General features: G+C 41.1%; 23 protein-coding genes. 5 read left to right on the forward strand and 18 right to left on the reverse strand.

Annotated features, from left to right (window positions below):
• Positions 1 to 22: 22 nt before the first annotated feature.
• The 5 genes from ABC361_RS18315 to ABC361_RS18335 form a co-directional block, all read right to left on the reverse strand.
• Positions 23 to 1,744, reverse strand: a complete 1,722-nt coding sequence (locus ABC361_RS18315) for a CDP-glycerol glycerophosphotransferase family protein (protein ID WP_413075282.1) — start codon at positions 1,742 to 1,744, stop codon at positions 23 to 25.
• A 4-nt stretch (positions 1,745 to 1,748) separates the two neighbouring features.
• Positions 1,749 to 2,894 (reverse strand): CDP-glycerol glycerophosphotransferase family protein, encoded by a 1,146-nt coding sequence (locus ABC361_RS18320; protein WP_413075283.1) that lies wholly within the window; start codon positions 2,892 to 2,894, stop codon positions 1,749 to 1,751.
• Between the two features lie 12 nt (positions 2,895 to 2,906).
• Positions 2,907 to 3,932, reverse strand: coding sequence for a ribitol-5-phosphate dehydrogenase (locus ABC361_RS18325; RefSeq protein ID WP_413075284.1), 1,026 nt, complete (start codon positions 3,930 to 3,932; stop codon positions 2,907 to 2,909).
• Complete coding sequence (locus tag ABC361_RS18330; protein ID WP_413075285.1) at positions 3,929 to 4,672, reverse strand: IspD/TarI family cytidylyltransferase; 744 nt, start codon at positions 4,670 to 4,672, stop codon at positions 3,929 to 3,931. The genes ABC361_RS18325 and ABC361_RS18330 overlap by 4 nt, the downstream gene beginning before the upstream one ends.
• 255 nt (positions 4,673 to 4,927) lie before the next feature.
• Positions 4,928 to 6,442: a glycosyltransferase gene (locus tag ABC361_RS18335; protein WP_413075286.1), complete on the reverse strand. Its 1,515-nt coding sequence runs from the start codon at positions 6,440 to 6,442 to the stop codon at positions 4,928 to 4,930.
• A 251-nt stretch (positions 6,443 to 6,693) separates the two neighbouring features.
• Between ABC361_RS18335 and ABC361_RS18340 the strand changes: the two genes are divergently transcribed.
• Positions 6,694 to 7,152, forward strand: coding sequence for a DinB family protein (locus ABC361_RS18340; RefSeq protein ID WP_413075287.1), 459 nt, complete (start codon positions 6,694 to 6,696; stop codon positions 7,150 to 7,152).
• An 11-nt stretch (positions 7,153 to 7,163) separates the two neighbouring features.
• Positions 7,164 to 7,637 carry an NUDIX hydrolase gene (locus ABC361_RS18345; protein ID WP_413075801.1) on the forward strand — a complete coding sequence of 158 codons (474 nt, stop codon included), beginning with the start codon at positions 7,164 to 7,166 and terminating at the stop codon, positions 7,635 to 7,637.
• Positions 7,638 to 7,896: 259 nt separating this feature from the next.
• Here the strand turns inward: ABC361_RS18345 and ABC361_RS18350 are convergent, their stop codons facing one another.
• From ABC361_RS18350 to ABC361_RS18370, 5 genes are all read right to left on the reverse strand, one after another.
• Entirely contained in the window at positions 7,897 to 9,405 is a 1,509-nt protein-coding gene (locus ABC361_RS18350) for a tripartite tricarboxylate transporter permease (protein ID WP_413075288.1), read from the reverse strand.
• 13 nt (positions 9,406 to 9,418) lie between these two features.
• The gene (locus ABC361_RS18355) at positions 9,419 to 9,877 is read right to left on the reverse strand and encodes a tripartite tricarboxylate transporter TctB family protein (RefSeq protein WP_413075289.1); all 459 of its coding nucleotides are present in this window, start codon (positions 9,875 to 9,877) and stop codon (positions 9,419 to 9,421) included.
• Between the two features lie 10 nt (positions 9,878 to 9,887).
• Complete coding sequence (locus tag ABC361_RS18360) at positions 9,888 to 10,889, reverse strand: tripartite tricarboxylate transporter substrate binding protein (protein WP_413075290.1); 1,002 nt, start codon at positions 10,887 to 10,889, stop codon at positions 9,888 to 9,890.
• A gap of 84 nt (positions 10,890 to 10,973) precedes the next feature.
• Positions 10,974 to 12,605 (reverse strand): AMP-binding protein, encoded by a 1,632-nt coding sequence (locus tag ABC361_RS18365; RefSeq protein ID WP_413075802.1) that lies wholly within the window; start codon positions 12,603 to 12,605, stop codon positions 10,974 to 10,976.
• Between the two features lie 301 nt (positions 12,606 to 12,906).
• Positions 12,907 to 13,521 (reverse strand): TetR/AcrR family transcriptional regulator, encoded by a 615-nt coding sequence (locus ABC361_RS18370; protein WP_413075291.1) that lies wholly within the window; start codon positions 13,519 to 13,521, stop codon positions 12,907 to 12,909.
• Positions 13,522 to 13,685: 164 nt separating this feature from the next.
• Here ABC361_RS18370 and ABC361_RS18375 point away from each other — a divergent pair, with 164 nt between their 5' ends.
• A complete protein-coding gene (locus ABC361_RS18375; RefSeq protein WP_413075292.1) occupies positions 13,686 to 14,468 on the forward strand; it encodes an SDR family oxidoreductase in 783 nt (260 codons plus the stop codon).
• A gap of 335 nt (positions 14,469 to 14,803) precedes the next feature.
• Here ABC361_RS18375 and ABC361_RS18380 read toward each other — a convergent pair whose 3' ends face one another.
• From ABC361_RS18380 to ABC361_RS18390, 3 genes are all read right to left on the reverse strand, one after another.
• On the reverse strand, positions 14,804 to 15,469 hold the full coding sequence (locus tag ABC361_RS18380; protein ID WP_413075803.1) for a response regulator: 666 nt from the start codon (positions 15,467 to 15,469) through the stop codon (positions 14,804 to 14,806).
• Between the two features lie 5 nt (positions 15,470 to 15,474).
• A complete protein-coding gene (locus ABC361_RS18385) occupies positions 15,475 to 17,067 on the reverse strand; it encodes an ATP-binding protein (RefSeq protein WP_413075293.1) in 1,593 nt (530 codons plus the stop codon).
• 309 nt (positions 17,068 to 17,376) lie between these two features.
• Complete coding sequence (locus ABC361_RS18390; RefSeq protein WP_413075294.1) at positions 17,377 to 17,937, reverse strand: undecaprenyl-diphosphatase; 561 nt, start codon at positions 17,935 to 17,937, stop codon at positions 17,377 to 17,379.
• Positions 17,938 to 18,123: 186 nt separating this feature from the next.
• Between ABC361_RS18390 and ABC361_RS18395 the strand changes: the two genes are divergently transcribed.
• Together ABC361_RS18395 and ABC361_RS18400 are read left to right on the forward strand one after the other, a co-directional pair.
• Positions 18,124 to 18,321 (forward strand): hypothetical protein, encoded by a 198-nt coding sequence (locus ABC361_RS18395; RefSeq protein ID WP_413075295.1) that lies wholly within the window; start codon positions 18,124 to 18,126, stop codon positions 18,319 to 18,321.
• Positions 18,322 to 18,342: 21 nt separating this feature from the next.
• Positions 18,343 to 18,966, forward strand: coding sequence for an alpha/beta fold hydrolase (locus ABC361_RS18400; protein WP_413075296.1), 624 nt, complete (start codon positions 18,343 to 18,345; stop codon positions 18,964 to 18,966).
• A 51-nt stretch (positions 18,967 to 19,017) separates the two neighbouring features.
• On the opposite strand, the gene ABC361_RS18405 is transcribed toward ABC361_RS18400, so the two are convergent.
• From ABC361_RS18405 to ABC361_RS18425, 5 genes are all read right to left on the reverse strand, one after another.
• Entirely contained in the window at positions 19,018 to 19,551 is a 534-nt protein-coding gene (locus ABC361_RS18405) for a YusW family protein (protein ID WP_413075297.1), read from the reverse strand.
• Between the two features lie 95 nt (positions 19,552 to 19,646).
• Positions 19,647 to 21,371 carry an allophanate hydrolase gene (gene atzF, locus ABC361_RS18410; protein WP_413075298.1) on the reverse strand — a complete coding sequence of 575 codons (1,725 nt, stop codon included), beginning with the start codon at positions 21,369 to 21,371 and terminating at the stop codon, positions 19,647 to 19,649.
• Complete coding sequence (uca, locus tag ABC361_RS18415) at positions 21,368 to 24,967, reverse strand: urea carboxylase (RefSeq protein ID WP_413075299.1); 3,600 nt, start codon at positions 24,965 to 24,967, stop codon at positions 21,368 to 21,370. The genes atzF and uca overlap by 4 nt, the downstream gene beginning before the upstream one ends.
• A gap of 21 nt (positions 24,968 to 24,988) precedes the next feature.
• Positions 24,989 to 25,642: an urea amidolyase associated protein UAAP2 gene (locus ABC361_RS18420; RefSeq protein WP_413075300.1), complete on the reverse strand. Its 654-nt coding sequence runs from the start codon at positions 25,640 to 25,642 to the stop codon at positions 24,989 to 24,991.
• Between the two features lie 12 nt (positions 25,643 to 25,654).
• Positions 25,655 to 26,395, reverse strand: a complete 741-nt coding sequence (locus ABC361_RS18425; RefSeq protein ID WP_413075301.1) for an urea amidolyase associated protein UAAP1 — start codon at positions 26,393 to 26,395, stop codon at positions 25,655 to 25,657.
• Positions 26,396 to 26,430 lie beyond the last annotated feature (35 nt).

The raw sequence follows: 26,430 nt of genomic DNA on the forward strand, positions 1-26,430 counted from the left end.
AATAGGTATAAATACTTTATACCTATTTTTCGCTCATCTCTTCTTTTATTAATTGATTTACAAATCGTTCACTAGCCTTGCCATCAAGCTCATCAAAGAAATAATGAATAAACGGTTCGATCCGGTCTGATTCAAATTCTTCCGTTACAATTCGATTGATCATTTCATCCGTCGTTTTTGTTAATACTCCTGGAATAAAAGATTGATATTCAAAATAGAAATCACGTTTCTGTATATATTCTTCTACGTCAAATGAGAAAAAGATCATAGGTTTCTTTAATAATGCGAACTCAAAGCAGACTGATGAATAATCTGTAATCAAGATATCAGTAATAAATAAGAGATCATTTACTTCTCGATAATCTGAGAAATCATAAAAGAAATCTGTGTATTGATAAGGAATGGAAAGTTTATTTTTTACGAAAGGGTGAACTTTTAATAAGAACACATAGTCGTCTTTCAACTGTTCATAAAGTTTATCTAACTCGAGCATATCGTAAGGATAATGTGCAGACGCTTGTCCATTCCCTCTAAAAGTTGGCGCAAAGAGAATAACTTTCTTGTCACGCAAGTACGGGTATTTGTTATATAATTCGTGTCTTTTATTTTCTTTATATGCCTCATCAAAAAAGACATCCGTTCTCGGAACACCTACTGGCGCTACTGCTGACTCTTGAATACCGAAACCTTCTGCATATTGGGGAACTATATTGTTAGAACTCACGACCGCTTGTGTATAATTACGATGATTAAGCGATTTAATAGAAGGTCCACCCGGCTTTCCGACACGACTATAACCAAATGTTTTAAATGCACCAACTGCATGCCACACTTGAATTAAGTCTGATCCTTGACGTATCTTTAACGGATAAATAATTGGATAAAAATCATCTAAAATAATTTTGCTTGATGTCGCAAACCAATAAGCAAGCTGAATTTGTTCTTTTAATGATTTCCTATCACTAATGCTATTTTTCAGCATAAACTTATAATCGTACTTTAAATTCTGCTTGCACATCTCATCATAAACAAAGCCAAAATTCCCATTCATTTCCGTCCGACTATCTGACGCAAATGTAATACGATCACTTTTTACTTTTGCTAAATGAAAGAGCTTATAGAAGAATTGAAAGAGTCGTTGCGAACGTTGCTTTGATTTTTTTGTTTGTTTGACTTGATTATGTTCCAAATCTGATGGTTTCAGATCTTTCAATTTTGTTGAATCAATTTGTAACGTCTTTAATCGTTGATTAGGCTTAGCCATTAAATTGTATTCAAGTATACGCTTGGCTGAAAACATCTCCAATTTAGCTGAATGGAAATCGTTCTTCAGAAACGAACGGACATTTCCTAATGGCACTTCTTCAGTCATTTTTCCCATGTATGGATCATCGTAGATTAACTGAATATATGCATTGTACGAGCCATTCGGTAAAGGTGCGCCACCTTTTGTGATCGTCGATAAATTAACCTTGCCTCTAAAGCCAGCCCACAAGTAAAAAGGATCCACATCTGCTACTTCATCGAGTAATGGAATCTCGAATTTAACTTTGGATTCTTTATCATTTGTTTTAAAAATCAATGCTTTATAGATTACATCTTCCGATTCTAAAGAAAAACCCTCTACATAAGCATAACCAGCTATGTGCAACAAACCTCCGTTAAAAGAAAGGTCTGTGACGTTACGCCTAATGATATTTCGAACAAGTACATCTTCTTCATTCAAATCTTGTAGTACACTCATTTCCTCACCCCAAACTCGGTTTACCCGCGTCTTTTAATAATTCATTAACAAACCGTTCGCTTGAGCGCCCATCTGTCTTATCAAAAAAGTACTCAATAAACAATAAAAGTTTTTCTTTATTTAACGTGGGGTCTTTAATGTTTTTTACTAGCTCACTTGTTGTCTTCACCAGTTCACCTGGAATAAAATCTTGATAAGCGTAGTAAAAATCTCGGTCTTTCGTATACTCATCCACGTCAAACGCAAAGAAAATCATCGGTTTCTCTAGCAAAGCAAATTCAAAACATACAGAAGAGTAATCTGTCACAAGCACATCCGCTACAAAGAGTAAGTCGTTTACTTCTCGATAGTGTGAGAAATCATAAAATACCTCTTTGTATTTATCTGGAATTGATAATTTGTTCTTCACAAAAGGATGCCATTTAAAAAGCACGACAGAATCATGTTTCAATTCTTCATACATATGCTCAAAATTTATTGAATCGAAAGGATAGTATGCGGTAGTCTTGCCTTTCCCTCTAAAAGTTGGTGCAAAAATGACAACACGTTTATTCCTTAAGTAAGGATAACGACCGTACAGCTCTTCTCGTTTATTCGCTTTATACGCATGATCAAAGAACACATCGGTTCTTGGCACACCTGTTGACTTTACTTTGTCCACTGAAATTCCAAAACCTTCCGCATAATACGAACGCACATTATTTGAACTCACAATCGCTTTTGTGTAGTTTCTATGTGTTTTTGAATTTGCTAATGGCGCACCAGGTTTCCCTTTTCTACTGTGACCAAAGCGCTTAAATGCACCTACCGCATGCCAAACTTGAATTAGATCAGCTTGTTTTCGGACTGTTAATGGATAAACAAACGGATAATAATCGTCAACGATAATTTTTTTTGATGTCGCTAGAAAATACGCAAGCTGAATATAATCGTAAGCCGTCTTTTTTTGTTTTTCTTTCAACAAGAACTTGCATATTAATGGAAGACGTTGTCGTTGAATCTCCTTATAAATATAAAAGAAGTTTCCACTTAGATCATTTCGACTATCTGATGCAAAAAGAATTTGATTTTGACGAATGGGTAACAAACAAAAGCACGTATAGAGAAGACGAAAAACGAGTTTTGATACAAATCTAAAAAATGTATTCATCTCATTCGCCTCTTATATATGCCATTCCATTACAGTCTTGCCCCAAGGAGAGATCTGATCTTCATCAAATGCTTGGCGAATGTCTTCAATCGTACGAACAGGAATCACTTTTGTGACTAAGTGCTCTAAATAACCAATGACATCAGGATGTTCATCTAAAAAATTAACTGTGTCAACAAAGTCTTCTCGCCCACTTCGACTGCTACCGAATAACGTAATCCCTTTCTCTAAAACCAAACGTGTGTTAATCGCAACAGGGTCTTCACTGACACCAAGAAGCGATACCGAACCTTGAGGCACGATATGATCAATGATTTGACTAATGGCCGACTCGCTTCCAACACCGCCTACACACTCAAACGCATGATCAATTTTCAAATCACTCGGAATGCGATTAATTAAATGTTTTTCATCGATAAACGTAAAATAGTCCAATTTACGTTTTGTCTTACCAAAAACAACAATGTCTGCATCTGGAATCATTGTCTTTAATAAGATAGACGAAATATACCCTAAATTTCCGTCTCCCCAAACGCCAATGCGTTGCTTTCTATCGTGTGATCGTTTTAGAAATCGTGTAATTCCATGCATGGCTACACTAACAAGTTCCAAAAAGGCAGCAGGGTGACCAGTTATTGCCTTTGATAACGGTACAAGACGATCATGTCTCATAAATAAATAATCTTGCATAAATCCATCATATCCACTTGACCGAAAACGAGATGAAATCATATAATTCTCTTCCATATATTGATCATCTTCAACAGGAACATTCGGAATCATGACAACGGATTGTCCAACTTTATATTGACCAGTTGGATCATGGACAACTTCCCCAATTCCTTCATGAATAAGTGCCATTGGCAGTTTCTTCTCTAAGACTGCAACATCACGTTTGCCTTGATAGTAGCGTTGGTCAGCATTACATACAGATAAATAAGTTGGTCGTATAATTACTTTTCCATTGTTAATGGCTTTCACTTTATAAGATATTTCAAATTGCCCCGGGTGAACCAGACGATATACTTGATTAATCATACTGGTAGTGCCTCCTCTGGATCACGCTCCACAATTGACTTATCATGAATAATGGCTTCTGCTACTTTTAGATCAAACGGTGTTGTGATTTTTATGTTATACACTTCCCCTTTAACTAATTTTACACTCTGCCCTCTCAAAACACATATTTTTGCAGCATCAGATAAGACATCTCGTTCATCTTCTGTCAAACGATCATACAACAATTTTAATTTATTTATATTAAAACTTTGTGGTGTCTGCCCTTGATACATTGTCTCTCGAACTGGAATATCTGTAATAGAGTTGGAATTGGTCGATTCCACAATTGTATCAATTGCACCAATAACGGTATCACAAGCGCCGTGCTCTAATGCAGCGTTAATATTATCCTCAATAATACGATGAGTTAGAAATGGACGAACCGAATCGTGTGTCACAATTACATCGTCTTTGTTAATTCCAAAGGTACGTTCGATATAAGTAATACCGGACATGATCGTTTCGTTACGCGTCGCACCACCTTCAACTAGCTCAATATGATCGCTTTCACCAATGTATGTGTGAATAATATCTTGTGTATAGTTCATCCATTTAGCTGGAACTAAAATTAATAATTTCTTAAATCGTTGATTCAATAAAAATTTTTCTATTGTATGAATTAAAATTGGTGTTTTGTTTAACGGAAGAAACTGCTTTGGTAAATGAGTGTTCCCCATACGACTCCCGTTTCCTCCAGCTAATATTAACCCGTAGATCATACGAGCCCCCCTCTACATAATTTTACATAGTCCGACAAAAATAACTTTTCCATAATACCACACTCCTCTTTATTATGAAACGAGTTTTTGTCGCATAACAAGGGGGAAGACTTACCAATTTAATAGGGCTGTAATCCGTCGACATGAAGATAAACACTACTACGAGAAAGCTTTCTACCTTCTTCTCCTTTCACTTTGCAAGAAACGAAAAGACGGTCAATCCAGTTAGGACCAATCGTCTTTATAAGATGTTTTTTATTTCGTCGTTTTTTTTTGTAGAAGGACATTCCATTTATTATAAATTTTGTCTATTGATAAATCTTCAAGAACCTTTTGTCTTCCTCTTTTGCCAAAAAGGGTTCTTTGTTTCTGATTATGGATTAATTCGACAATCTTTTGTGCCATTGCACTTGTATCGCCATCTTCAACGAGATAACCATTATACCCATCTTCAATTAAATCAGATGGACCATACCTTACATCCATTGCTACTACAGGTACTTCTTGCATCATTGCTTCACTAATACTTAAGCCAAACGCCTCATATTTAGAGGTAGAGATGGAGATATCGAACGTTCCAATAACTTGGTTCATGTTTGACGAATATCCTTGTAAAAAAACCGTCTGTTGTAGATGTTTTTCATCAATAGCTTGGCGTATGGATTGTTCGAGCCCACCTTTTCCATATACATGAAATTTAATCGTTGAATCAATCGTTCTCACTTTTTCCGCAACTTCGATTAGCCGGTCAAACCCTTTGGTTTCATGCAACCTTGAAGCCATTCCAACAACCTGACGTTCGTTCTTACTCGTAATTTTTTCTATTTGAGCTGGATATTGAAAGTTTGGTATGACTACTATATTTGAAACGTTATATTGCCTTTTCACATCTTCTTTTTGTTTTTCAGTAAACACCACAATAGCATCGATATTGTTAGCATTTTCTATAATATGTGCTTCTTGTTTTTTTACTTTTGAACCGTATGTATATGGATGCATAAAATGATTTGTATGAATAACAGCTATTTTCATTGTATTTCTAGGGTTAGACTTAAGCATCTTGTTAAAACTACCCGGTCCATCACAAATTAGAATCGTCTCGTCATATTTATCAAGTAATTCTTCAATAAAGAAAGCGGCTAATTCAACATTATTTACAAACTTCCGTTTATTATAAAGTAAATAATTTCCTTCAACGGTTTGTTTTTCAGGGTGTATTGCTCGATTAAGAAAGGGATTTCCTTTTTCGTTAAAAAAAACCTCATGGTAACGCTCGTTTTTCTCATTAAAGGATTCAATCTTATCTAATTTTTTCTTTTTGAAACGAAACCTACTTTCTCTTTTATGTTTAACAAAATAATCGACATGTTTATACGCCGTCCGCTCCGCGTTTGTCCACCTAACGAAGTAGACATATTCACCTGTTTGTTTTGAAAAGAAACGACTCGATGTTGAATCAGCTTCTATTTCAATACAGGTATGTATTTGATTATGCATATTTTGATAAAAGTCAGGTTGCTGGTCTTCGGCACTACTCATTGAACGGTTTTTAAAAAAATTGATCATGTTATGAAGTTGTGTATCTTGATGCATTTTTCCTGAGTTTTTTAATTCCCTCACCACGTCACCATAGTTAGGATCATCATCAAATGTAATGATATCTGCTGGCAACCCTTTTTCATAAAACACTTTACTTCTCGTTAACATCGCGTTTGTCAAGCCAGCTCTTCCTAATTTTAAATCGTGTATAATCATATATGCTTTAGTCATTTTCGCACCTACTCTCATCCCTTTTTTATGTTCTCATTAGAGCAAATAAACAATCAATAGTCAAACCGAAACAGAGAACGACCCTGCCTTACACCATTTTATCTCATCACGCAGTTAAACTATTGAATTACAACTATTACTCATTGTTACGTTGAACGTATCCACCTTGTACACATTCGTAATGAGAATAAGACTACTTCTCTTCCACTCTTACTGCCACTCCTCTATACTAAAACCAAGGAGGCGATGTTGTGTCAGCGATTCGTGATTTAACACTAATGATTGAAGAAGTAAAGCCGTTAAAGGATCAAGAAGAAGCCGTTCTGACCGAGCCAATTTCAGAGGGAAAATGGTCGTTACGAGAAATCGTGGCTCATCTGTACAAGTGGGATGCGTACAATACGACGCAAATGGTTGCTCTAATGGAAGATGGCGCACAATTACCTGCATTCCCGAACCATGACTCGTTTAATGCAGCGGGAGTAAAAGAACTTGAAGGCATTCCTGTCTATGAGATTGTGAATCGTTTTATTTCGCAGCGTGCTTCTCTTATTGAAGCGCTAGATGCGGTCGATCCACAGGCACATTTTACGATTGGAAAGGGCAAGCGAACGTTTACCGCAGAAAGCTTCGCAAAAATATTTGTTCACCATGACGGGGAACACTTGCCGCAATTTCATGACCAGCTAGGCCCGGAGAGCCGTTCTTGACGAAGCTCGATATGTATTGGGGGGAGAATCTTGTGCAATTAACATGGCTACCGATGAACTCGCTTCCATCTACAAAAGATGTGACAAGCGCTCATGGATTTTGCTTTTACCAGGACAAAGTCATGCTTGTTCACTTAATTCATCGGGGATGGGATCTTCCAGGTGGACATATTAATAAAGGCGAATCGCCAGAAGATGCCTTTAGGCGTGAATGTATGGAAGAAGGATATGTCACAGGTGAATGTACGCTGCTCGGCTGTGTGGAAGTCAATCATGTTCACAACGTCAACTGGAACGAAACGAGCCCTTATCCCCAAATTGGCTATCAAGCCTTTTATCGCATGGATGTCACGGGTATTCACCCTTTTCATGCAGAATTTGAAGCAACGGAGCGATTATTTGTAGAGCCAGCAGCTTATGCAGAATGGCATCATGGTTGGCATCGTGTGTACGAAGCCATTTTAACTCAAGCGGTACAAACCTAACGTAGCTAAAAAGTTGAATGCCTATATGAACATTCGAAGCTATTGTCGAAAAAATTTTTTCCGCTCATTCCCTTTTTTAAAAACAATCATGATAAACTTTACAAAAAGAGGTGATTGTGCTGAACATTGCCATTCTATTAGGATTGACGATTGGTCTACCAGCTCTCATTGTATTCATTATTTTAAAACAAACAAAACGGTCTGTATAAAGTAAAAAAGCCTTATGAGCGTTAGACTCATGAGGCTTTCTTCAATCATCTTACATTCCAATAGAACCGTCGTGATTCGCACGACGTTTTCGTGCGTTACGCCAAGCAGGAATGACAAGAGATAAAACCGTTAAAACGATTAACGAAATGGCAAGTGGACTTTGTGCGAAAATCATGAGAGAACCGTCCGAAATAGTTAATGATTGGCGAAGCATTTGCTCCATCATGCCACCAAGAATGAAGGCTAGAATAAATGGCGCTGCTGGGAATGCGAAGATCCGCATTAAGTAGCCAAGTACCCCGAATAAAACGAGCAAATAAAGATCAAACGTACTGAAGCTTACGGCATACACGCCTACTAAGCTAAAAATAACAACAAGTGATATGAGAAGTGGCCTTGGAATGGATAACACTTTTACGAAATAAGGAATGAGCGGTAAGTTTAAAATTAATAAAAACACGTTGCCTAGATACATACTGGCAATGACGCCCCAAAAAACTGTTGGATTTTCTGTAACGAGCAGTGGACCTGGTTGCACACCTAAGACGAGAAACGCACCTAGCATGACCGCTGTTGTGCCCGAACCTGGAATCCCGAGTGAGAGTAACGGAACAAACGCGCCGCTTGTTGCAGCGTTGTTGGCTGTTTCAGGTCCAGTTAACCCTTTTATTGAACCTTTTCCAAACTCTTTTGGTTTTTTTGCTAATTTTTTCTCAGAGATATAAGCGATAAACGAAGAAATCGTTGCTCCTGCCCCTGGAAGAACCCCTAATAAGAAGCCTAGAAAGGATTGCCGTGTCATCGGTCCTTTCATTTCGTTTAAGTCCGATTTACTCAACTTTAAACTACCGATGTTCTTAAACCCACTCATGGATTCACGACGATTTAAAATTAAGAAACATACTTCCGCTAATGCAAATACACCTAAGGCGATAACAAGGAAGTCAATTCCGTCGAGTAAATTGACGTTGCCAAAGGTAAAGCGTGTTGTACCTGTTTGCGAGTCAATCCCGATCGTCACAACCATAAAGCCAAGAACAGCTGCGGTTAACGCTTTTAAGGTGGAGCCGTCACTTAAGCTCGCAATAGCTGTTAAACCAAGCAACATAAGTGCAAAATATTCTGGTGGTCCAAAATAGATCGCGACGCTCGCGAGCATTGGTGCAAATAACATTAACAAGATGACACTGACCGTTCCACCGACAAAAGAGGCAATGGCAGAAATGGCTAACGCTTTTCCAGCTTTCCCTTGCTTTGCCATTGGATAACCATCAAACGATGCGGCAACTGTGCCTGCTACCCCCGGCGCATTTAATAGAATTGATGATGTGGACCCGCCATACATGGATCCATAATATACACCTGCCATCATCACAAGGGCAATGGTCGGATCCATCCCGTACGTAATCGGAATCATAATGGCAATTGCGCTTATGGGACCAAGCCCTGGAATCATTCCGATAATCGTTCCTAATAAGACACCAATAAAGACAAACAAGATTCCTTCCCAGCTAAAAGCTGCAGCAAATCCTTGTAATAACCCATCAAAGGCTCCCATCTTCTATCCCCCTCTATAACGGCAGGATGCCAGCCGGTAGGCGGATCGCTAAGCCATAATTAAATAAACTATAGACACCAATCGAAAAAAACAACGCTGTTAAGATGGTGACGAGCCACTTTTTATACCCAAGAAGTCGAGACGAAATAAGAATAAATAAAGCCGTCATTATGACAAAACCTATGACTTCTAAAACGGTGATATACGCTAGCACAAGACCCATCATTCCAAGCAACATGTATGTTTCCTTTTTGGGAATGGTTCGTCTTTTCTTTTGTTCCTCCGTGTCCGTATCTTTTGCAAAGAAAAAACAGACCCCTAAAACAAAAAGGCAGATTCCTAATAGTTTCGGGATTAGGTCCGAATCAACAGGAACAAAGGCATATTCTGGTAACTGAAATGCCATCAATAAATACCCAGCAGCTACAACCATTAATACAATGGAAATGCCGCGATTTACGGTTACTTTCATCGTTCTCCTCCTATCTTCCACCAAAGCCCAGCTCTTCTAATGCCGCTTCTAGCTCTACAGATTGTTGGTCTAGAAACTCGGAGAATTCCTCCGGTCCCATGTAACGTTCATCCCACCCATACGCTTCTCGTACTTCAGCAAATTCAGGGGACTCAGACGCCTCTTTAAACACATTCTCATAATAAGCAAGTTGCTCATCTGTCATATCTGGTGGACCAAATACACCTCGCCATACAACAAATTCTGCATCAATACCTTGCTCTATTCCAGTCGGTAACGTTGACAAAAATTCGCCTTCCAACCGCTCAGGTGCCGTAATACCGAGTACTTTCATCTTGCCGGCGCGAGCTTGTTCAGCCGCTTCTGAAACACCTGTTGAAATGACATCAACACTGCCATTTAAAACCGAAGTCATTGCTCCACCATCTTGATCTGACACATAACGAATTTTGGTAATATCTACTCCTGCTGCTTGTGCAAACAGAATAAACTGCATGTGATCCATACTCCCTGGCGATGAGACACCGATCGTCGTGACTTGCGTCGGATCTTCTCTCATATCTGCAAATAATTCCTCGAGGGTATTCCATTTAGCATCTTCCCGAACAGCAAATGCTCCGTAATCGGCAATCAAGTTTACGATTGGCGTAAAATCTTTGTAGCCATATGGTGATTGTCCTGCTAACTCAACAAAATGAAGCGGTGGCGAGCTAATGAAAATATTATGCGGGTCATTCCGTTTGTGAATGTATGCCCACGCAACAGCTCCTCCTCCACCTGGTTTGTTTACAACACCAAAGCTTTGATCCGATAAATTGTTCTCATCAATCGTCTTTGCTAGCATTCGAGCAGTTGTATCCCACCCTCCTCCTGCAGCAGCTGGAGCTATAAATTCAATTGATCGATCCGGCTGCCAGTCACCACTTGCATCAACTGAACCATGCTGCACAGGCATTGAACATGCCCCTAGCAATGTCGCAAACACAAGCGGAACAAGCCATTTCTTTTTCATCGCACACACTCCTTTTAAAGATATAGAAGATCTTTAATAACTTTATTTTAGATAAAGGTAGCCTTTCAACTACCTCTTTTTCATTTAAAGCGTTTTCAATTTTTTGATTGCCTGTTCCTTCAATTTAAATTTTTGGATTTTACCTGAAGCGGTCATTGGAAATTCATCGCAAATTTCAATGTAACGAGGAATCTTATAGTGGGCAATTTTCCCTTTGCAATAGGCGATTAATTCCGATTCCATCACATCTACACCCTCTTTCACTCGTACCCAAGCCATTACTTCTTCTCCATACTTCGGGTCCGGTACACCTATCACTTGCACATCAAGCAGCGCTGGATGTGTATAAAGAAATTCTTCTACTTCACGAGGATAGATGTTTTCGCCACCACGAATAATCATGTCTTTTAAACGCCCGGTTATCGTGCAATTGCCCACCTTATCCATGACTGCTAGATCTCCAGTGTAAAGCCAACCTTCCTTATCAACCACTTTGTTTGTCGCATCGGGGTTTTTGTAATAGCCTTTCATCACGTTATACCCACGACAACAGATTTCCCCTTGTACACCATGAGGAACTTCTTTTCGCGTCGCTGGATCAACAATACGCACATCTAAATGCGGCATGGCTCTTCCAACTGTTTGCACGCGAATGTCTAACGAATCACCTGTCCTTGTTTGCGTAATGCCTGGAGATGTTTCCGTTTGACCGTACACAATCGTCAGCTCAGAAGCACCCATATCACTGGAGACTTTTTTCATTACTTCAATTGGACAAGTCGAGCCTGCCATAATCCCTGTACGCAACGAACTCAGGTCGAATGACTCAAAATCTGGATGATTCAATTCGGCAATAAACATCGTTGGTACACCATGAATAGCCGTACAGCGCTCTGTTTCAATTGAGGTGAGCACTTGAATGACATCAAACTCCTGCACAGGCACCATTGTTGCTCCACTTGTTACACAGACAAGCGTCCCAAGTACACAGCCAAAACAATGGAAGAAAGGAACCGGGATACACAAACGATCTTTATGAGTGAACCGCATTCCATCCCCAGCGTGTTTAGCCGTGTTGACTAAATTATTGTGAGTCAACATCACACCTTTCGGAAAACCGGTCGTCCCTGATGTATACTGCATGTTAATGACGTCTTCTGGTTTAAGCTGGTTTAATCGTTCATTTAATGCATCATCTGTCACGAGATCGGCATAGCGCAGTAAATCCCGCCAGTTGAACATGCCCGGATAATCTTCCTCACTTAAGACGATGACATTTTTTAGAAAAGACAACGTTTTAGATGCTAGCTTCCCTTTTTCCGACGTTTTCAGTTCAGGAATGACTTCGTATACAAGGTCTAAATAAGACGTTCCCTTGTACGATTCCATTAAAATGAGCGTTTGTGAATCGGACTGTTTCAGCAAATATTCTAGTTCTCTAGCTTGATAATTTGTATTCACCGTGACAAGAACCGCTCCCATTTTCCCTGTAGCAAATTGAGTCGTCACCCACTCTGGCGTGTTTGAAGCCCATATGGCTAGGTGATCGCCTTGTTGAATCCCAAGACCCATGAATGCTTTAGCGACACGTCGACATTCCTCATTAAACTGTTTATAGGAATAACGCAATCCTCGATCCACATAAACAAGCGCGTCATGTTCCGGAACTTCCATCGCTTTTGTTTCGAGCAAATTCCCGATCGTCTTATTCAGCATGTTGCCCATAAATGCAAATTCACCTCTCATTCAAAGACTAGTAAAAAAAAACACAACCTATAACTGAAAAGTCCGAAAATAAAGGTCGTACTGACTTGATTAAAGACGAACTCACCACTATAAAGCTGCATTCTTTTTATCTTTTACTGATTCTCTTCTAATTGACTGAACTCCTTCTTCCATTTAGAAGCGCGCATGAGAGGAACCGCATCCGTAAGCTTTTTTTATCATACACGGAAGAGTCAGAAATGTAACCGTTTCCAAATTAATGTTCATTTTGTTCATAAAGTTCATGGAAGTTTTAAATGGAATGTACGCTTGTAATCATGAACGCTTTAGCGAACGAATCAAGTATGTGAATTAATCGCTTCGACATGCTGTCTGGGCTAAAAGGGTACCCTTTTTCAATCCAATCAAGCAATAAACCTGCTGTCCCGTGCGCCATGTACAACTTATGTGCATCATAGTTAATATCTCTGTTTGGGTTAACAGAAACAAGCTGAAAATGTTCTGATAACACCTCATAAATGGCTTGTGGCAAATCTCGATGCAAGCCTGGAAGTGTATCTTCAAGCAAATATAAATTGAAAAAGGGTTGATTGGCATAGATAAAGTGGGTCAATTCAAATGATGTCGCGTTCATTGACACCGTTATGATGCTCACACCCTCCTTATATTTGTTCATACTGGATTCTTTAATCTTGTTGTACATCTCTGTTTTTAGTTCATCTGCGAGACAAAACTTATCCTGATAATACAGGTAAAAGGTTGTTCGGTTATAATCTGCTCTTTTTACAATGTCTGTTACGGAGACATGACTAAATCCATGTTCATGAATTAATTGAATTAGTGCTTGCTTAAAATTAGTCTTTGTTCGTTCACTTTGTTTTGATGTTCGCCCTTGATGAAAGGTCATGTATGTTTCCTCCAGAAATCTACATAATAATAAAAGGTGTTGATTCTATCGACAGTTTCGGAAGGATTAACGATTGTCGCCCACCATGAATCCGTTTACACTTTGAGTAGAAATCAGGTACCTTAAGCTTTTCTATTATAGCATCACTGAAAGGAGACGATTTTATGAATCGTTTTGAAGAAAAAGTTGTTATTATTACAGGTGGTGGTTCCGGCCTAGGGAGAGCAGCTGCGAAACAAATTGCCTCTGAAGGTGCAAAACTTGTTCTCGTTGATTTAAATATGGAAGGGCTTGAGGAAACGAAGCAAGCCATTTTGGAAGACACACCTCAAGCGATAATGGAACTTGTTGAAGCCAACGTGACCAAAGAAGAAGATGTGAAACACTATGTTCAGTTTACAAAAGATACATTTGGTAAAATTGACGCGTTTTTCAACAACGCTGGGGTTGAAGGCAAACAAAACCTTACGGAAGATTACGGCATAGAAGAATTTCAAAAAGTCGTTGATGTAAACTTAAATGGTGTATTTTATGGAATGAAACATGTTTTAAAAGTCATGAAAGAACAAGGATCTGGTTCAGTTGTAAATACTGCATCTGTCGGCGGAATTCGTGGTGTTGGAAATCAATCTGGATATGCGGCTAGTAAGCATGGTGTTGTTGGCTTAACCAAGAACTCAGGTATTGAGTACGGTCAGTTTGGCGTCAGCGTAAAGGCAATTGCTCCAGGCGCTATTATGACCGCAATGGTCGAAGGATCTCTCCGTCAAATGGGTGGCGATAACTGGGAAGAGTCTGGGAAAGAGTTTGTAAAAGCAAACCCTATGCTACGTTTCGGGAAGCCAGAGGAAGTTGGTTACCTTGTTGCCTTCTTATTGTCATACCAAGCAGACTTTATTAACGCGACCGTTGTACCGATTGATGGTGGTCAGTCGTATAAATATTAATACTGGAACGGGCCACTGATACGTGGTTCGTTTTTTCATTAATATCGTTAGCTCTATCCAGTAATCGTAGTATGTAAATAACTGAAACAGTGAGGTGCTAATCATGATTAAAACAATTGGTTGCATTCTTAACGTTAAATACGGTACTCGACCTATTTCACCCTAACCTATAAGAGACGCAAGTTTGGATAAACACCACTCATCTGGTTACGTTGACAATGATCAATCAGAGCAACTGGATTATCTCAGGTTTGATGATTCCCACTGATTTGATGAAACGACCGTCCGACTGCCACGATTTCAAGGGTGGATTCATATGGAGATGGCCTAAACCCTCACGCCCTCTTCCAATATTTCCGCTCTGGACGTCCGACGATTCCGTATTCCAATTCGGCTTTCGCTTCATCAATGGAAATTAAGTATTCCAAATAGCGGCGGGACGTGGTTCTGGAAGCACCAAATTTTTTGCCGAGTGCTTCCGCCGTAATGCCTTCCTGTTGGTCGTTAAGAAGCTGGCGCACTTTTTCTAACGTTAATCGGTCAATCCCTTTAGGAAGTTCCTCTCCTTTATCGCCACTTTCCTTAACACGTAGAAAAAAAGTATCAGCAATGGATTGTGTAATGCGCGTGGTATGGGTTAGTTTTTTTCGCTGTTCACTTGCTTTTTCGATGGCTTCTTTTAGTCTTTCAAATGCAATCGGCTTAATGAGATAGTCGACTACGCCATGGTGAAGCGCCTCAGTAAAGATGTCTTTCTCTGTAGCGGCTGTAATGAATATCACTTGCACATGTGGAGCAACTTCATACAATTGTTCGAGCACATCAACACCAAGCTGGTCTGGCAAATAAACATCCAGCAAGACCAGGTCAGGTTGATGTTGATCCACAAGACGGATGGTTTCACTTGCGGACTGCGCTTTTGCAATGACATGCACACCTTGTAGTTGTTGTAAGAACTTTTCATGGATATCGGCTACATGATAATCATCTTCGGCAATCATAATGTTCACGTTGTACCCCCACCTGTCTTTTTTGGAATATATATGCTGACAATTGTCCCTGTTGGTTGATTGTGCTCCATTTCAAGCGTGCCTTTTAATTCTGCTAACGCAGCTTTTACTAACGCTAGCCCATAACCTCGTCTGCCATGTTTCGTCGTGATCCCTTGTTCAAATAATTGCGCTTCTATTGACTCATCAATCCCTTGTCCATTGTCAGCAACTTCCACAACAAGCTCATTCCCTAAGTCTGTTAAAAAAATGTCCACTTTAGCCGATTCTTTCCCCATCACCGCATCAAATGCATTATCAATGATATTTCCAATAATCGTTACGAGAGGTGCGGCGGCGTCCGATGGCCACTGCCATTCCACTGTACTCGCTGAATCAATGGTGAACGTCACTTTTTTCTCAGATGCCTTCGACCGTTTCCCTATGAGCATCGCTTGAATCGTCGGATCATGAATTTGTTCAAATACGATTCGATCCCCACGTGTCTGCGTGCCTGTCTCTTCTTCAATAAAAGCGATGGCTTCTTCGTGATAGCCAAGCTGAAGATAGCCCGAGATTGCATATAGTTTGTTCGTATATTCATGGGTTTGGGCGCGTAGATCTTTTGAATATTGTTGAATTTCCGAGAGCGCATTAACCAATTCTTGCAACTCTGTTCGCTTTTGAAACCGCGCGACCTTTCCAGCATATTGTCCATCTTCGTTTATCGTCTGATAATGCACGATCAATCGTTTTTCCTGATACGTCATTTCATTTTGCCCAGACGTCTGATCATGTTTTAAGACAGCTGCCATCTCTGAATGAGGTAACACCTTATCGATCTTTTTGCCAATTGCGTTATCAGAAAGTTGAAGAACGTCTTTGGCAATCGCATTCAACAGCGTTACTCGCCCTTCTTGATCCGTCGCAATTAAGCCTTCACTAACCGCTTCAATGACGGCGTGTCGCTCTTTATAGAGGCGGGCAATTTGGAACGGCTCCAATCCAAAAGTGTCTCGCCGAATGCTCCGTGCCAATGCACCGCTTCCAATTAACCCGATTAAAAAAATGATCACAATCGCCGTACAAAAGATCACAAATCCTTTTAAAAATGTTGAATTGATATATTCAATCATATAGCCAACCGAGACAACACCAATAATCGTCCCGTCCTCTGCCCGTACAGGTGTCTTCCCTCGAACTGCTTCACCGAGAGAACCTACCGCAACAGACGTATAGCTTCTACCATATAGAAGAGCGTCATCGTTATCACCACCGACCATGTGTTGGCCGACTTGATCTTGATTCGGGTGCGTCATTCGAACGCCATCCGTATCACCGATGACAATATATTCTGCATTCGCATTGGCTTCTATCGTATCAATGAGCGTTTGCAACGCAGCTTCATCACCGTTTCCTAATAACACTTGCCTCACTTCAGGAATTTCCGCCACAGTGAGAGCCGTCGTTAGCGCTTGTTCGCCGATTAAATTCCTTGCTTGCTCTCGCTCTAAATAAACATATACAACGGTTACGAGCAAGATAATTAATGTAATTAACGCAATGACATATCGACTAAATTTCCGCTCCAACGTCTTTCTTTTTTTCATCATATTGCCACCTGATGTCTCTTTAAAAGATTAGGTTCCGCTTACATTTTGTTCATTTTATTCTAACATGGTTTTGAAACACATCGCGTTATAAATTTCCATCAAAAAAATACTCTCCTATTCGTCGCAACGTTCGAACAGAAAAGTATTACTCTTAAAAAATGATATCTCTCATGACATCAACTAGTGCAAACCCTAAAATCCATAACAGGAGTGAGAGAGGGATTGCAAAGAGCATTCCTCTTATCAATCCATTTCTCATGAACACGCCTCCTCTGTCCATCACGTTTCACCACGGTCGCCCATTTATTAATAGTGAATTTCTTTCGATCCTCTTCTCGATTGTTGTTTTTCTTTTTGTCTAAATAACCGGTTGTAGAGCAACTTTAACAAGCTTACAACTACTAGCGCGATCACGAATCCACCTAGTACATCTGATGGATAATGGTGACCTAAGAAAATACGCGAGAATCCAATAAACGTTGCGAGCACAAGTAAAACCGTCCCCACTTTTTTATGAAATAGAAAAATCGACAAAGCAATCGTAAAAGCAGCCAGCGTATGGTTTGATGGAAAACTGGATGCTGTATTATGAGCAATAATGAGATTGACATCATGCTCTAAAAAGGGGCGGGGTCGGTATGTAAGTCCTTTAATAAGATAGCCAATTCCCATAGATATTCCAGTCGCTACAATGGTGAAAAACGCAGTTCGTAAAGCGTTTCGTGATCTAAAACCAAGAATCATGAACGTCACCACCGCGATCGCTAGTGCAATCGTGACATATTCAGAGCTCCACACCATTAACGTATCGAGGAATTCACTCTCTCCAGACAAATTATTAATCTTTCTAAAAATCGTATAGTCCATCTTGCTCTCCTTCTAGTATGCAAAGCGTTATACTCAAATCGTAGCACTAGTTATTTTTGAAAGGAAGTTAAAAGATACGGAGATAATATGTGAAAATAAGAGCGAAACGAGGAATCCTTCCTACCACACAGTTCCATCTCTTTGATATACTTTCATTACGCAATACGACTCAACCGTTAAAAAGGTGTGTTTACAATCGGTACATTAATCATGTTATTCGCTATTGCGATCATCGGCATTCTCTTCTTAATCGTATCTTTTACAAATGGCTCCAACCCACATACTCAAGTCGAAACCTATGAATTGCTTTATTTATTACCACTAGTTCCAATTTTGATTTACCTTGCTTGGATTGTGATTCGCGACCAAAAAGGAGACAAATAACGAATGGAGGAGGCGTTACGGATGAACATTTTTATTCATGGCCTTGGTCAAGATGCTTCTAGCTGGACAACTACAAGAAGACACCTCTCAACAAAGGATCATAGTGAAAGCGTTCACCTTCCTGATCTCGTTCACAATCAAGAAGTCATTTACCACGAGCTTTACCATCAATTTACAAGGTATTGTCAACACTATGATCAGCCACTCCATTTAACCGGTTTATCGTTAGGCGGTATACTGGCTTTGAATTTTGCAATCGAGAATCCTGAAAAAGTTGCGACTTTATGTTTGATTGCCACACAAGATAAGATGCCTAAAACTTTACTCAATCTGCAATCGCACGTCTTTAAATGGTTACCAAATCGCTCATTTTCACAAATGGGTTTTACGAAAAATCAGTTTATCTCTTTAACTCGTTCAATGGGTCATCTTAATTTTCGAGATGACTTAAATAAAGTGGCTTGTCCCACTATCATCATTTGTGGGAGTCAAGACATCGTAAACAAAAAAGCTTCCTATCGATTAAAGAAAGGCATCCCTAAAGCCAGTATGGTCTTGATTGATCGTGCGGGGCATGAAGTTAACCAGCACCAACCCCTGTCACTTGCGAGTATCCTTCATAACTTCTACCAATCAAATGCTTGATTCTACTGAAAAAAGGTTTGGGTGTCATACACCCAAACCCTCTAGTTCACGTTATTCTTGTTCGTCTTCTGCCTCAACTTCATCGTCGTTGAAGAATTCTACTTCTACTTCAAGCTCACTGTACGTTTCATCGAGCATGAATGCATCGATGCTTGCTTGAATTAATTCATCTTCCGTTGATTGCTCATCAATTTCGAGTTGAGTAAGCATTGGCTCAAGTTCTGAAAGGGCTTCTTCTCCCTCTAGCTGTACCTGTGCACCATCTCTTGTATCTTCAATCTCCGCTTGAGGTTGACCGTTGTTATAGTCATATTGAACGTCATATTCTTCATTATCGTACTCTACTTCAAGCTCAAACTCAGCAAAGTTTAACTCTTCATACCATGCAGGATCGGCACCTTCATCTGTTTCTGTACCTTCGTCCTGGTCAGTGTCACCGTTTGTTGTATCATCCGTCGTGTTATTTTCTGTTGCTTCATTGGTTGTATCTTCACCGTTCGTTGATGTCTCTTCTTCGCCATTTCCGCATGCCGCAAGCGTCAAAGCCATAGCTGTTGTTAATCCAACCAATCCGTATTTCTTCATCTTAAATAACCCTCCAAAAAAAGTGTCTCCTCCTCTCTACCTGCTCGATAAATCCATTAAACATCCTGGAAAATATTCTTTTTATTACCAGTTTTCTATCCTTTTACCTTTTGCGCTTCTCTATACGTACGCCAGCTACCATAAGCCGTAAGATCCGTAGCATGCTCCACTGCATTTGCCTCACAAAGGAATCCGACGACGGTTCTTCCGTCCACTAGTTGTATCGTTCCTAATCCTAAAGGAGCTGGAATCATGGATAAGAATGACCCAATTTGATTTGTCGGCATTTCCCATACCTCCACTTCGATCGACTCGCCACTCTCCTCACGTACGAGTCCTGGCTTTGCTGGATCTGTCGGGAGCTGGTATAAACGATAGGTAGGTGCGGTACGAGTTGTCTCGATAAATTTCGCTTGATGTGCGTGCATCTGCCACTCTAATGGAAAACCCTGCATATGCAGCCCACAGACAGCGATGTGCGTTGATTCATTGTTCGTCGTGAATGCCTCTGCAGCACCAACGATTAAATCTTCGCAATGATGCAGCGCGAAGAACGAAATGCCGAATGGGAAATCGTTTGTTGTCTTTCCAGCAGGTGCTGCTAGCGCACATAAATCAAGCAAATTGCAATGGTTTGTATAGAGCCCCATCTGACTGTTTGTATGAATAGGATCTTCACGCACTTGTTCCCGCGAATACGTTCCTCCATTTGTCGGCATAACCAGGACCGATTCTTCATCTAGCACTCTTTCAACTTGACGCTTTATGGCCTGCAGACGATGCTGAGCACTAAATAGATGCGCTGCATCAAACTGAGGGTTTTTTGCTGTCTCGATGACTTGTTTTGTTACAGGAAACACATCTTCTGGATGCTCGTCAATGAAATCTCCAACTGCCGCCCACCGCTCTGCGACGAGAGGTCCTTCATATAAAAGCGCAGATGCTTCAAACAACTGTGCAGGGTCAAACGTTTCCACTTTCCCTAAATGACGTAATTTCTGCACAGCATCGGCCCAGCTTTGCTTAAATCCATGTTTATCTAGACCAAAGAACATCAGACTTTCTTCTTCTGGAACCAAATATCGCGTAGGCGCCGATGATTTTAATGGTAGATGGTTTTTAGAATAAGGGTCCTTCACGTCGAACCCACGAACAACCGCATCTACTTGTTTCATCTCTTTAATCGTATGCGTAAAAACGGTTACGCAATCAATGCTTTCACAAGCCGGCACAACACCAGCTGTTGACCATGCGCCGAGACTTGGTTTGAACCCATAGAGACCGTGTAAGCTTGCGGGTACACGTCCAGACCCTGCTGTATCGGTGCCCAAAGCGAACGGAACAAGCCCGAGTGCGACTGCTACAGCTGACCCTGAACTAGATCCACCACTTATATAGTCTGGTTCATAGGCGTGTTTTGTTTCTCCATAGGGGCTACGCGTGCCAACAAGTCCAGTCGCAAACTGATCTAAATTGGTTTTCCCTACTGGAATAGCACCTGCGTTGATCAAACGTTGAATGGTTGTGGCTGTCTCATCTGGAAAATATGCGTACGCCTCACAACCTGCTGTCGTACGAAAAGACAACACATCCATATTATCTTTAACCGCAAACGGAATGCCCCAAAGCGGTGCGTCCTTTGATATATAGGCTAACTGCTGAAGAAAAGGCTTAATCCTCTCAAGCGTTGGCGGCGTAATCCAGACGTTGTAATCTGACGTTTCCTCACTTTTCGCAATGAGCTCAGTTATGACGTCTTCCGGGGTGCTCCTTCCCTCTCGATACGCGCACGTTAATTGTTCGATCGTCATTTTTCTCATGATGAAACAACCTCGCTTTCTGCTCGAATCGATGCAATTCGTGTCCCTGCCTGAACCTCATCACCGGGTTTCACATAGACTTCATGAATAACACCTGATTGTGTTGCTCGTTGAGGAAACTCCATTTTCATCGATTCTTCAATGACTAACGCCTCGCCTTCTTTCACAAATTGACCCGGTTTAACGAGGACTTTCCATACACTACCAGGCATTGAACTTTTCATCGGTTCCACTCCGTCAGGTAATAACGCTTCTTCGTCCACATCAGCAGACGGGGCTTCTGTCACATACTCTGCAATGCCTTTTTCCTTCCAATCTTCTCGTTCTCGTTGGAAGGCAGCCTGTTGATGGTCCTTATACGCTTTTCGTTCTTCTTCAATTCCTTCTAAAAACGCCAGATAGTCCGCTAGCTTGAACGTTGTTTCTTCAATTTCTACTTCATATTGCCCGAGCTCCATTTGTTTACGAATCGCTGTTAATTCTTTTTCTGTAACCGGATAATAGTTAATTTGGTCAAAGAAACGAAGTAACCAAGGCTTCCCTTCTTCAAAGCTCTTCGATGGTTTCTTGTGATTCCAAACTTGAAGCGTTCGTCCAAATAATTGATAACCTCCAGGTCCTTCCAAGCCGTAAATACACATATACGCGCCGCCAATACCGACTGCACTCTCTGGAGTCCATGTTCGAGCAGGATTGTACTTTGTTGTAACAAGACGATGCCTCGGATCTGTCGGTGTCGCAACTGGTGCACCAAGATAGACGTCACCTAGACCCATCACTAAATAATTCGCATTGAAAACGGTTTGATACACATCTTCTCGCTCATCTAACCCATTTATTCTACGGATGAACTCAATATTATCTGGACACCACGGGGCATCTTTTCGAACATTGTGTTCATAGCGCTCCATTGCCAGTTGTGCAGAAGGGTCATCCCATGATAATGGCAGACGGACAATTCGTGACGGAACCTCTACTTCTTCAAGAGGAGGTAGGTCTGCATGAATAGCAATGATTTTTTTTGTCACCTCTTGGACCGTTGTTTTACTAAGATCAATATGAACTTGGAGCGAGCGAATACCTGGTGTTAGGTCAAGTACGTGAAACTCATCTGCATCTTTTATTGCTTCCATTAACAGATGGGCTTGGAAACGATACCGTAAGTTCAATTCCATTTGACCAAATTCGATTAAGAGGTAGGCATCTCCAGCAGCTCGAATCGTCATGTGTAATGGAAGCGAGTGATCCTCTTCATATAAAATGGGGTACGCCCCTGACCATTCCTTGTTTCTTTCTTGTAACGCCGGTACCCGCAATCCCTCTTTTATGAACGTTTCTTGCTTGTGATAAAACGATGTCGCTTCTTCAAATGTGACGAGTTGAAAACGGACCTTATCGCCAGGCTTTAATTGGCCAATTTTCCATCGTTCCGCCGCTATCGTCGTCACGGGACAAACAAACCCTCCTAAACTCGGTCCATCTGGACCTAGTAAAATCGGTGTATCTCCTGTCAAATCTAGCGTACCAATCGCATAGGCGTTATCATGGATATTAGACGGATGAAGTCCCGCTTCGCCTCCATCTTCTCTCGCCCACAAAGGACCTGGACCAATTAAACGGACGCCGGTTCTGGAGCTATTAAAATGCACTTCAAACTCTGTCTCAAGTATCTGTTTGACGTACGCTTCATCCATATAATCACTTGAACTATGTGGCCCTAAAATAGCTCCAATCTCCCACTCGTGCGTTAGTTCCGGCGTCTGATCATAGATTTGTTTCTCCATCGTCGAATCTACTTGCTCTATTCGTAGCACATCTCCTGTCCGCAACTCTCGTCCGCCATGACCGCCGAAACCTCCAAGGGAAAAAGTCGATTTACTTCCTAATAAAGAGGCCACATCTAGGCCACCTTCTATAAGCAAATACGTACGCATCCCTAATTCTGCTTGTTGAAAGGATAAAACGCTTTGTGCTTGCGCCTCCATGACCACGTATGGTTTTACTGGCACGCCATCCAATTCGGCTTTCATATCAGCGCCTGTTACGACGAAAGCAACGCTCGTTCGAAAGCGATAAGATCCACCACTTAACGTCATCTCAAGACCCGCTGCCTCCTCTTTATTGCCAAGCAATTGATTGCCGATTCGAAAATTAAGCGAATCCATTGGGCCACTTGGGGGAATTCCAACATCCCAATGCCCTAACCGACTCGGAAAATCTTGGACCGATGTTTGCACACCTCCATCTAGTACTTCAAGCGCTCGTTCCTCCGTTTGAAAAGAATCGAGAAACGTTGTATACACATGCGCTCTTTCAAACTTCTCATCTCGTAGAATGTTTTCTAGATAGCTTACATTGGAAGTCACCCCGTAAAAACGCGTCTCCTCTAACGCTTCAAGTAACTTCATCCGCGCTTCTTCTCGCGTCTCTCCTTTCGCAATCACTTTTCCAAGCATTGGGTCATAATACGACGAAATGGTCGTACCTTTCTCCACCCAAGTCTCGTTCCTCGTTTTTGAACTAAACAGAACATCATCAAGCGTTCCTGTACTCGGTCTAAATTGAAGCAGCGCATCTTCGGCATAGATACGGGCTTGAATGCTATGCCCTTTAACCACAAGTGTTGGCGGTACTCGCCACTCACCAATTGCTTCCAACACCATCCACTCAACGAGATCGATTCCGTAAACTTCTTCTGTCACACCATGCTCCACTTGAAGTCGAGTATTCATTTCTAAAAAATAAAAGGATTCCGTCTTTTCATCGTAGAGAAATTCTACTGTCCCTGCACTTTGGTAACCAACCGTCTTCGCTAAAGAAACCGCAGCTTGATGCATTTTTTCTCGGGTCGTGTGACTAAGATTCGGCGCCGGTGCTTCTTCAATCACTTTTTGATTGCGTCTTTGAATTGAACAATCTCGCTCCCCAACTGCAACCACTTCCCCAGACCGACTTCCGAATATTTGGACTTCAACATGACGTGCAGTTTCAATATATTTTTCCAAAAAGACGTCTGCTCGATTAAAATGTTGAGAGGATAAGTGCGATACTCCCTCAAAATTTGTTCGTACGTCTTCTTGATTCTGACAGATGCGCATCCCAATCCCACCACCGCCTGCCGAACTTTTCAGTATGACCGGATAACCGATTTCTTCTGCTAAGTCGATTGCTTCATGAACAGACGTTAATACTTCTGTTCCTGGTAATAAAGGGACATCCGCTTTTAGCGCGAGCTTCCTTGCCTCATGTTTTAAACCAAACTGTTTAAGCTGACTAGGCGTCGGACCGATAAAAATAAGTCCCTCGGCTTTACAAGCTTCAGCAAATTGGTCATTCTCACTTAAAAACCCATAACCCGGATGAATGGCATCGCACTTCGTTTCTTTTGCTATTTGAATGATTTTCTCCATATTTGTGTAACTGTCTTGAACAGGTCCATCCCCTATACAAATCGCTTTGTCTGCTTGTTGAACATGAAGACTTGTCTCATCTGCTTCTGTATAGACTGCAACCGATTCAATGCCCATCTTTTTTAGCGTTCGACTAATGCGAGTTGCAATGGTTCCTCGGTTTGCAATTAACACACGTTGTACCATATCGCTCCACTCCTCTGTTCTCTATTTTTTATTCCAGATGTAAAGTCTAATTGGGGTCGGGTTAAAACCTGAACACGGATTATTCAGCTGTGGACAATTTGAGATCAAAACGGTTGTATCTGCATGTGCAACCATTTCCACATACGCCCCTTTATGGGACAGTCCATCAGCAAAGGACAATCCGCCCTCTGGTGTAATAGGTACATTCATAAAGAAGTTAACGTTTGGTGCTAAATCACGCTTCGTAAATCCTTTGTCGTATTTAGCAAGCTCAAGCATAAATGTATCTCGACAATTATGCATATACGCCCGATCATGCGCATAACGGACTGTGTTGCTTTGTGAAGAACACGCGCCTCCTAATGTATCGTGACGTCCGACTGTATCTGCCACGATCTCTACTAAGGGCTTGCCTGATTCAGCGCGAAGTATGCTTCCTGTTGTCAGATAGACGTTGTGCTGAGCGGTCACTGTCCTAACGGCACTATAATGATCACTTGGATCGTGCGTATTATAAAACAACGTATCAGCCGCCTGATTCCCTGTTTCATCCACGATTCGAAACACTTGCCCTTCTTTTAATTCATACATCCAGCCTTCTCCTGCAGGCACCACGTTTTCATAGACTGCATTAGCAGGATTCATATTGCTTTTTGTTAGTGACGTTGTGAACATTGAAGCGCCTCCTTATTGATTTACATATACATGCTGATTTGACTTCCCTGCTAACTGCTCGTCTTGCCACGTATTTTCAAACGCACGACGATTTTCTTCGCATTGATTTAAGCATAGATCGTCGTTCTCAATCTCCGCCGCATCGGTAATGGTCCATTCAATTTCTGCAGATGGATAATGCTGACTTCGGCTTAATGGATGTGGCGTGTTTGAGAAAAAGAACACACTGTCCACTTCCGTTCGTAACACGATGTAATCGCCACTTTTGCCATGGTTTTGCTCAAACGTTATGGCACCACTTTCATCGTAAGATAGCTTTGAAAACAAATTGACGACTGGACCTAAGTCTTTTCTTTCATACCCTTGACGAACAAGCTCCATTAAAAAATTATCTTCACCATTTCGCTTGTACTGATTTAACTCTGTTTGAAAACTCGTCACCCCGTACTGTTCACTCGTTGATTCTCTAGTTGTATAGCTACTAATTGGGTCGTGCCAACCAAGCGAGTCTTCAATGATGCTCACCATGGCTCGCCCGTTATCGCTCATAAGAAGATGACCCTTCGTAAACATCGACGTGTGCTGCGCTTTTAACGTGTCTGCCATGTTGTACCGTTCATCCTTCCGATCTGCACAAAACACCATCATGCCAAGGTTGGCGTTTGTTCCATTTACTTTTATGGTGATCTTCTTTCCTTTTCGAATAATCCCTGACCACTTTTCTCCTGGGCGTAGTGACTTTAACCAACTCATTTGTTTTCCTCCTTTTTCATAATAAAAGCCCGAGA

The sequence above is a fragment of the Shouchella phoenicis genome (assembly GCF_047238345.1).
Classification (GTDB): domain Bacteria; phylum Bacillota; class Bacilli; order Bacillales; family Bacillaceae_D; genus Shouchella.

Bases quoted from the DNA above. Each gene is read 5' to 3' on its own strand.
- ABC361_RS18315 (WP_413075282.1), bottom strand. From the start codon at position 1,744: ATGAGTGTACTACAAGATTTGAATGAAGAAGATGTACTTGTTCGAAAT.
- ABC361_RS18320 (WP_413075283.1), bottom strand. From the start codon at position 2,894: ATGAATACATTTTTTAGATTTGTATCAAAACTCGTTTTTCGTCTTCTC.
- ABC361_RS18325 (WP_413075284.1), bottom strand. From the start codon at position 3,932: ATGATTAATCAAGTATATCGTCTGGTTCACCCGGGGCAATTTGAAATA.
- ABC361_RS18330 (WP_413075285.1), bottom strand. From the start codon at position 4,672: ATGATCTACGGGTTAATATTAGCTGGAGGAAACGGGAGTCGTATGGGG.
- ABC361_RS18335 (WP_413075286.1), bottom strand. From the start codon at position 6,442: ATGACTAAAGCATATATGATTATACACGATTTAAAATTAGGAAGAGCT.
- ABC361_RS18345 (WP_413075801.1), top strand. From the start codon at position 7,164: ATGTATTGGGGGGAGAATCTTGTGCAATTAACATGGCTACCGATGAAC.
- ABC361_RS18350 (WP_413075288.1), bottom strand. From the start codon at position 9,405: ATGGGAGCCTTTGATGGGTTATTACAAGGATTTGCTGCAGCTTTTAGC.
- ABC361_RS18355 (WP_413075289.1), bottom strand. From the start codon at position 9,877: ATGAAAGTAACCGTAAATCGCGGCATTTCCATTGTATTAATGGTTGTA.
- ABC361_RS18360 (WP_413075290.1), bottom strand. From the start codon at position 10,889: ATGAAAAAGAAATGGCTTGTTCCGCTTGTGTTTGCGACATTGCTAGGG.
- ABC361_RS18365 (WP_413075802.1), bottom strand. From the start codon at position 12,605: ATGCTGAATAAGACGATCGGGAATTTGCTCGAAACAAAAGCGATGGAA.
- ABC361_RS18370 (WP_413075291.1), bottom strand. From the start codon at position 13,521: ATGACCTTTCATCAAGGGCGAACATCAAAACAAAGTGAACGAACAAAG.
- ABC361_RS18375 (WP_413075292.1), top strand. From the start codon at position 13,686: ATGAATCGTTTTGAAGAAAAAGTTGTTATTATTACAGGTGGTGGTTCC.
- ABC361_RS18380 (WP_413075803.1), bottom strand. From the start codon at position 15,469: ATGATTGCCGAAGATGATTATCATGTAGCCGATATCCATGAAAAGTTC.
- ABC361_RS18385 (WP_413075293.1), bottom strand. From the start codon at position 17,067: ATGAAAAAAAGAAAGACGTTGGAGCGGAAATTTAGTCGATATGTCATT.
- ABC361_RS18390 (WP_413075294.1), bottom strand. From the start codon at position 17,937: ATGGACTATACGATTTTTAGAAAGATTAATAATTTGTCTGGAGAGAGT.
- ABC361_RS18400 (WP_413075296.1), top strand. From the start codon at position 18,343: ATGAACATTTTTATTCATGGCCTTGGTCAAGATGCTTCTAGCTGGACA.
- ABC361_RS18405 (WP_413075297.1), bottom strand. From the start codon at position 19,551: ATGAAGAAATACGGATTGGTTGGATTAACAACAGCTATGGCTTTGACG.
- atzF (WP_413075298.1), bottom strand. From the start codon at position 21,371: ATGAGAAAAATGACGATCGAACAATTAACGTGCGCGTATCGAGAGGGA.
- uca (WP_413075299.1), bottom strand. From the start codon at position 24,967: ATGGTACAACGTGTGTTAATTGCAAACCGAGGAACCATTGCAACTCGC.
- ABC361_RS18420 (WP_413075300.1), bottom strand. From the start codon at position 25,642: ATGTTCACAACGTCACTAACAAAAAGCAATATGAATCCTGCTAATGCA.
- ABC361_RS18425 (WP_413075301.1), bottom strand. From the start codon at position 26,395: ATGAGTTGGTTAAAGTCACTACGCCCAGGAGAAAAGTGGTCAGGGATT.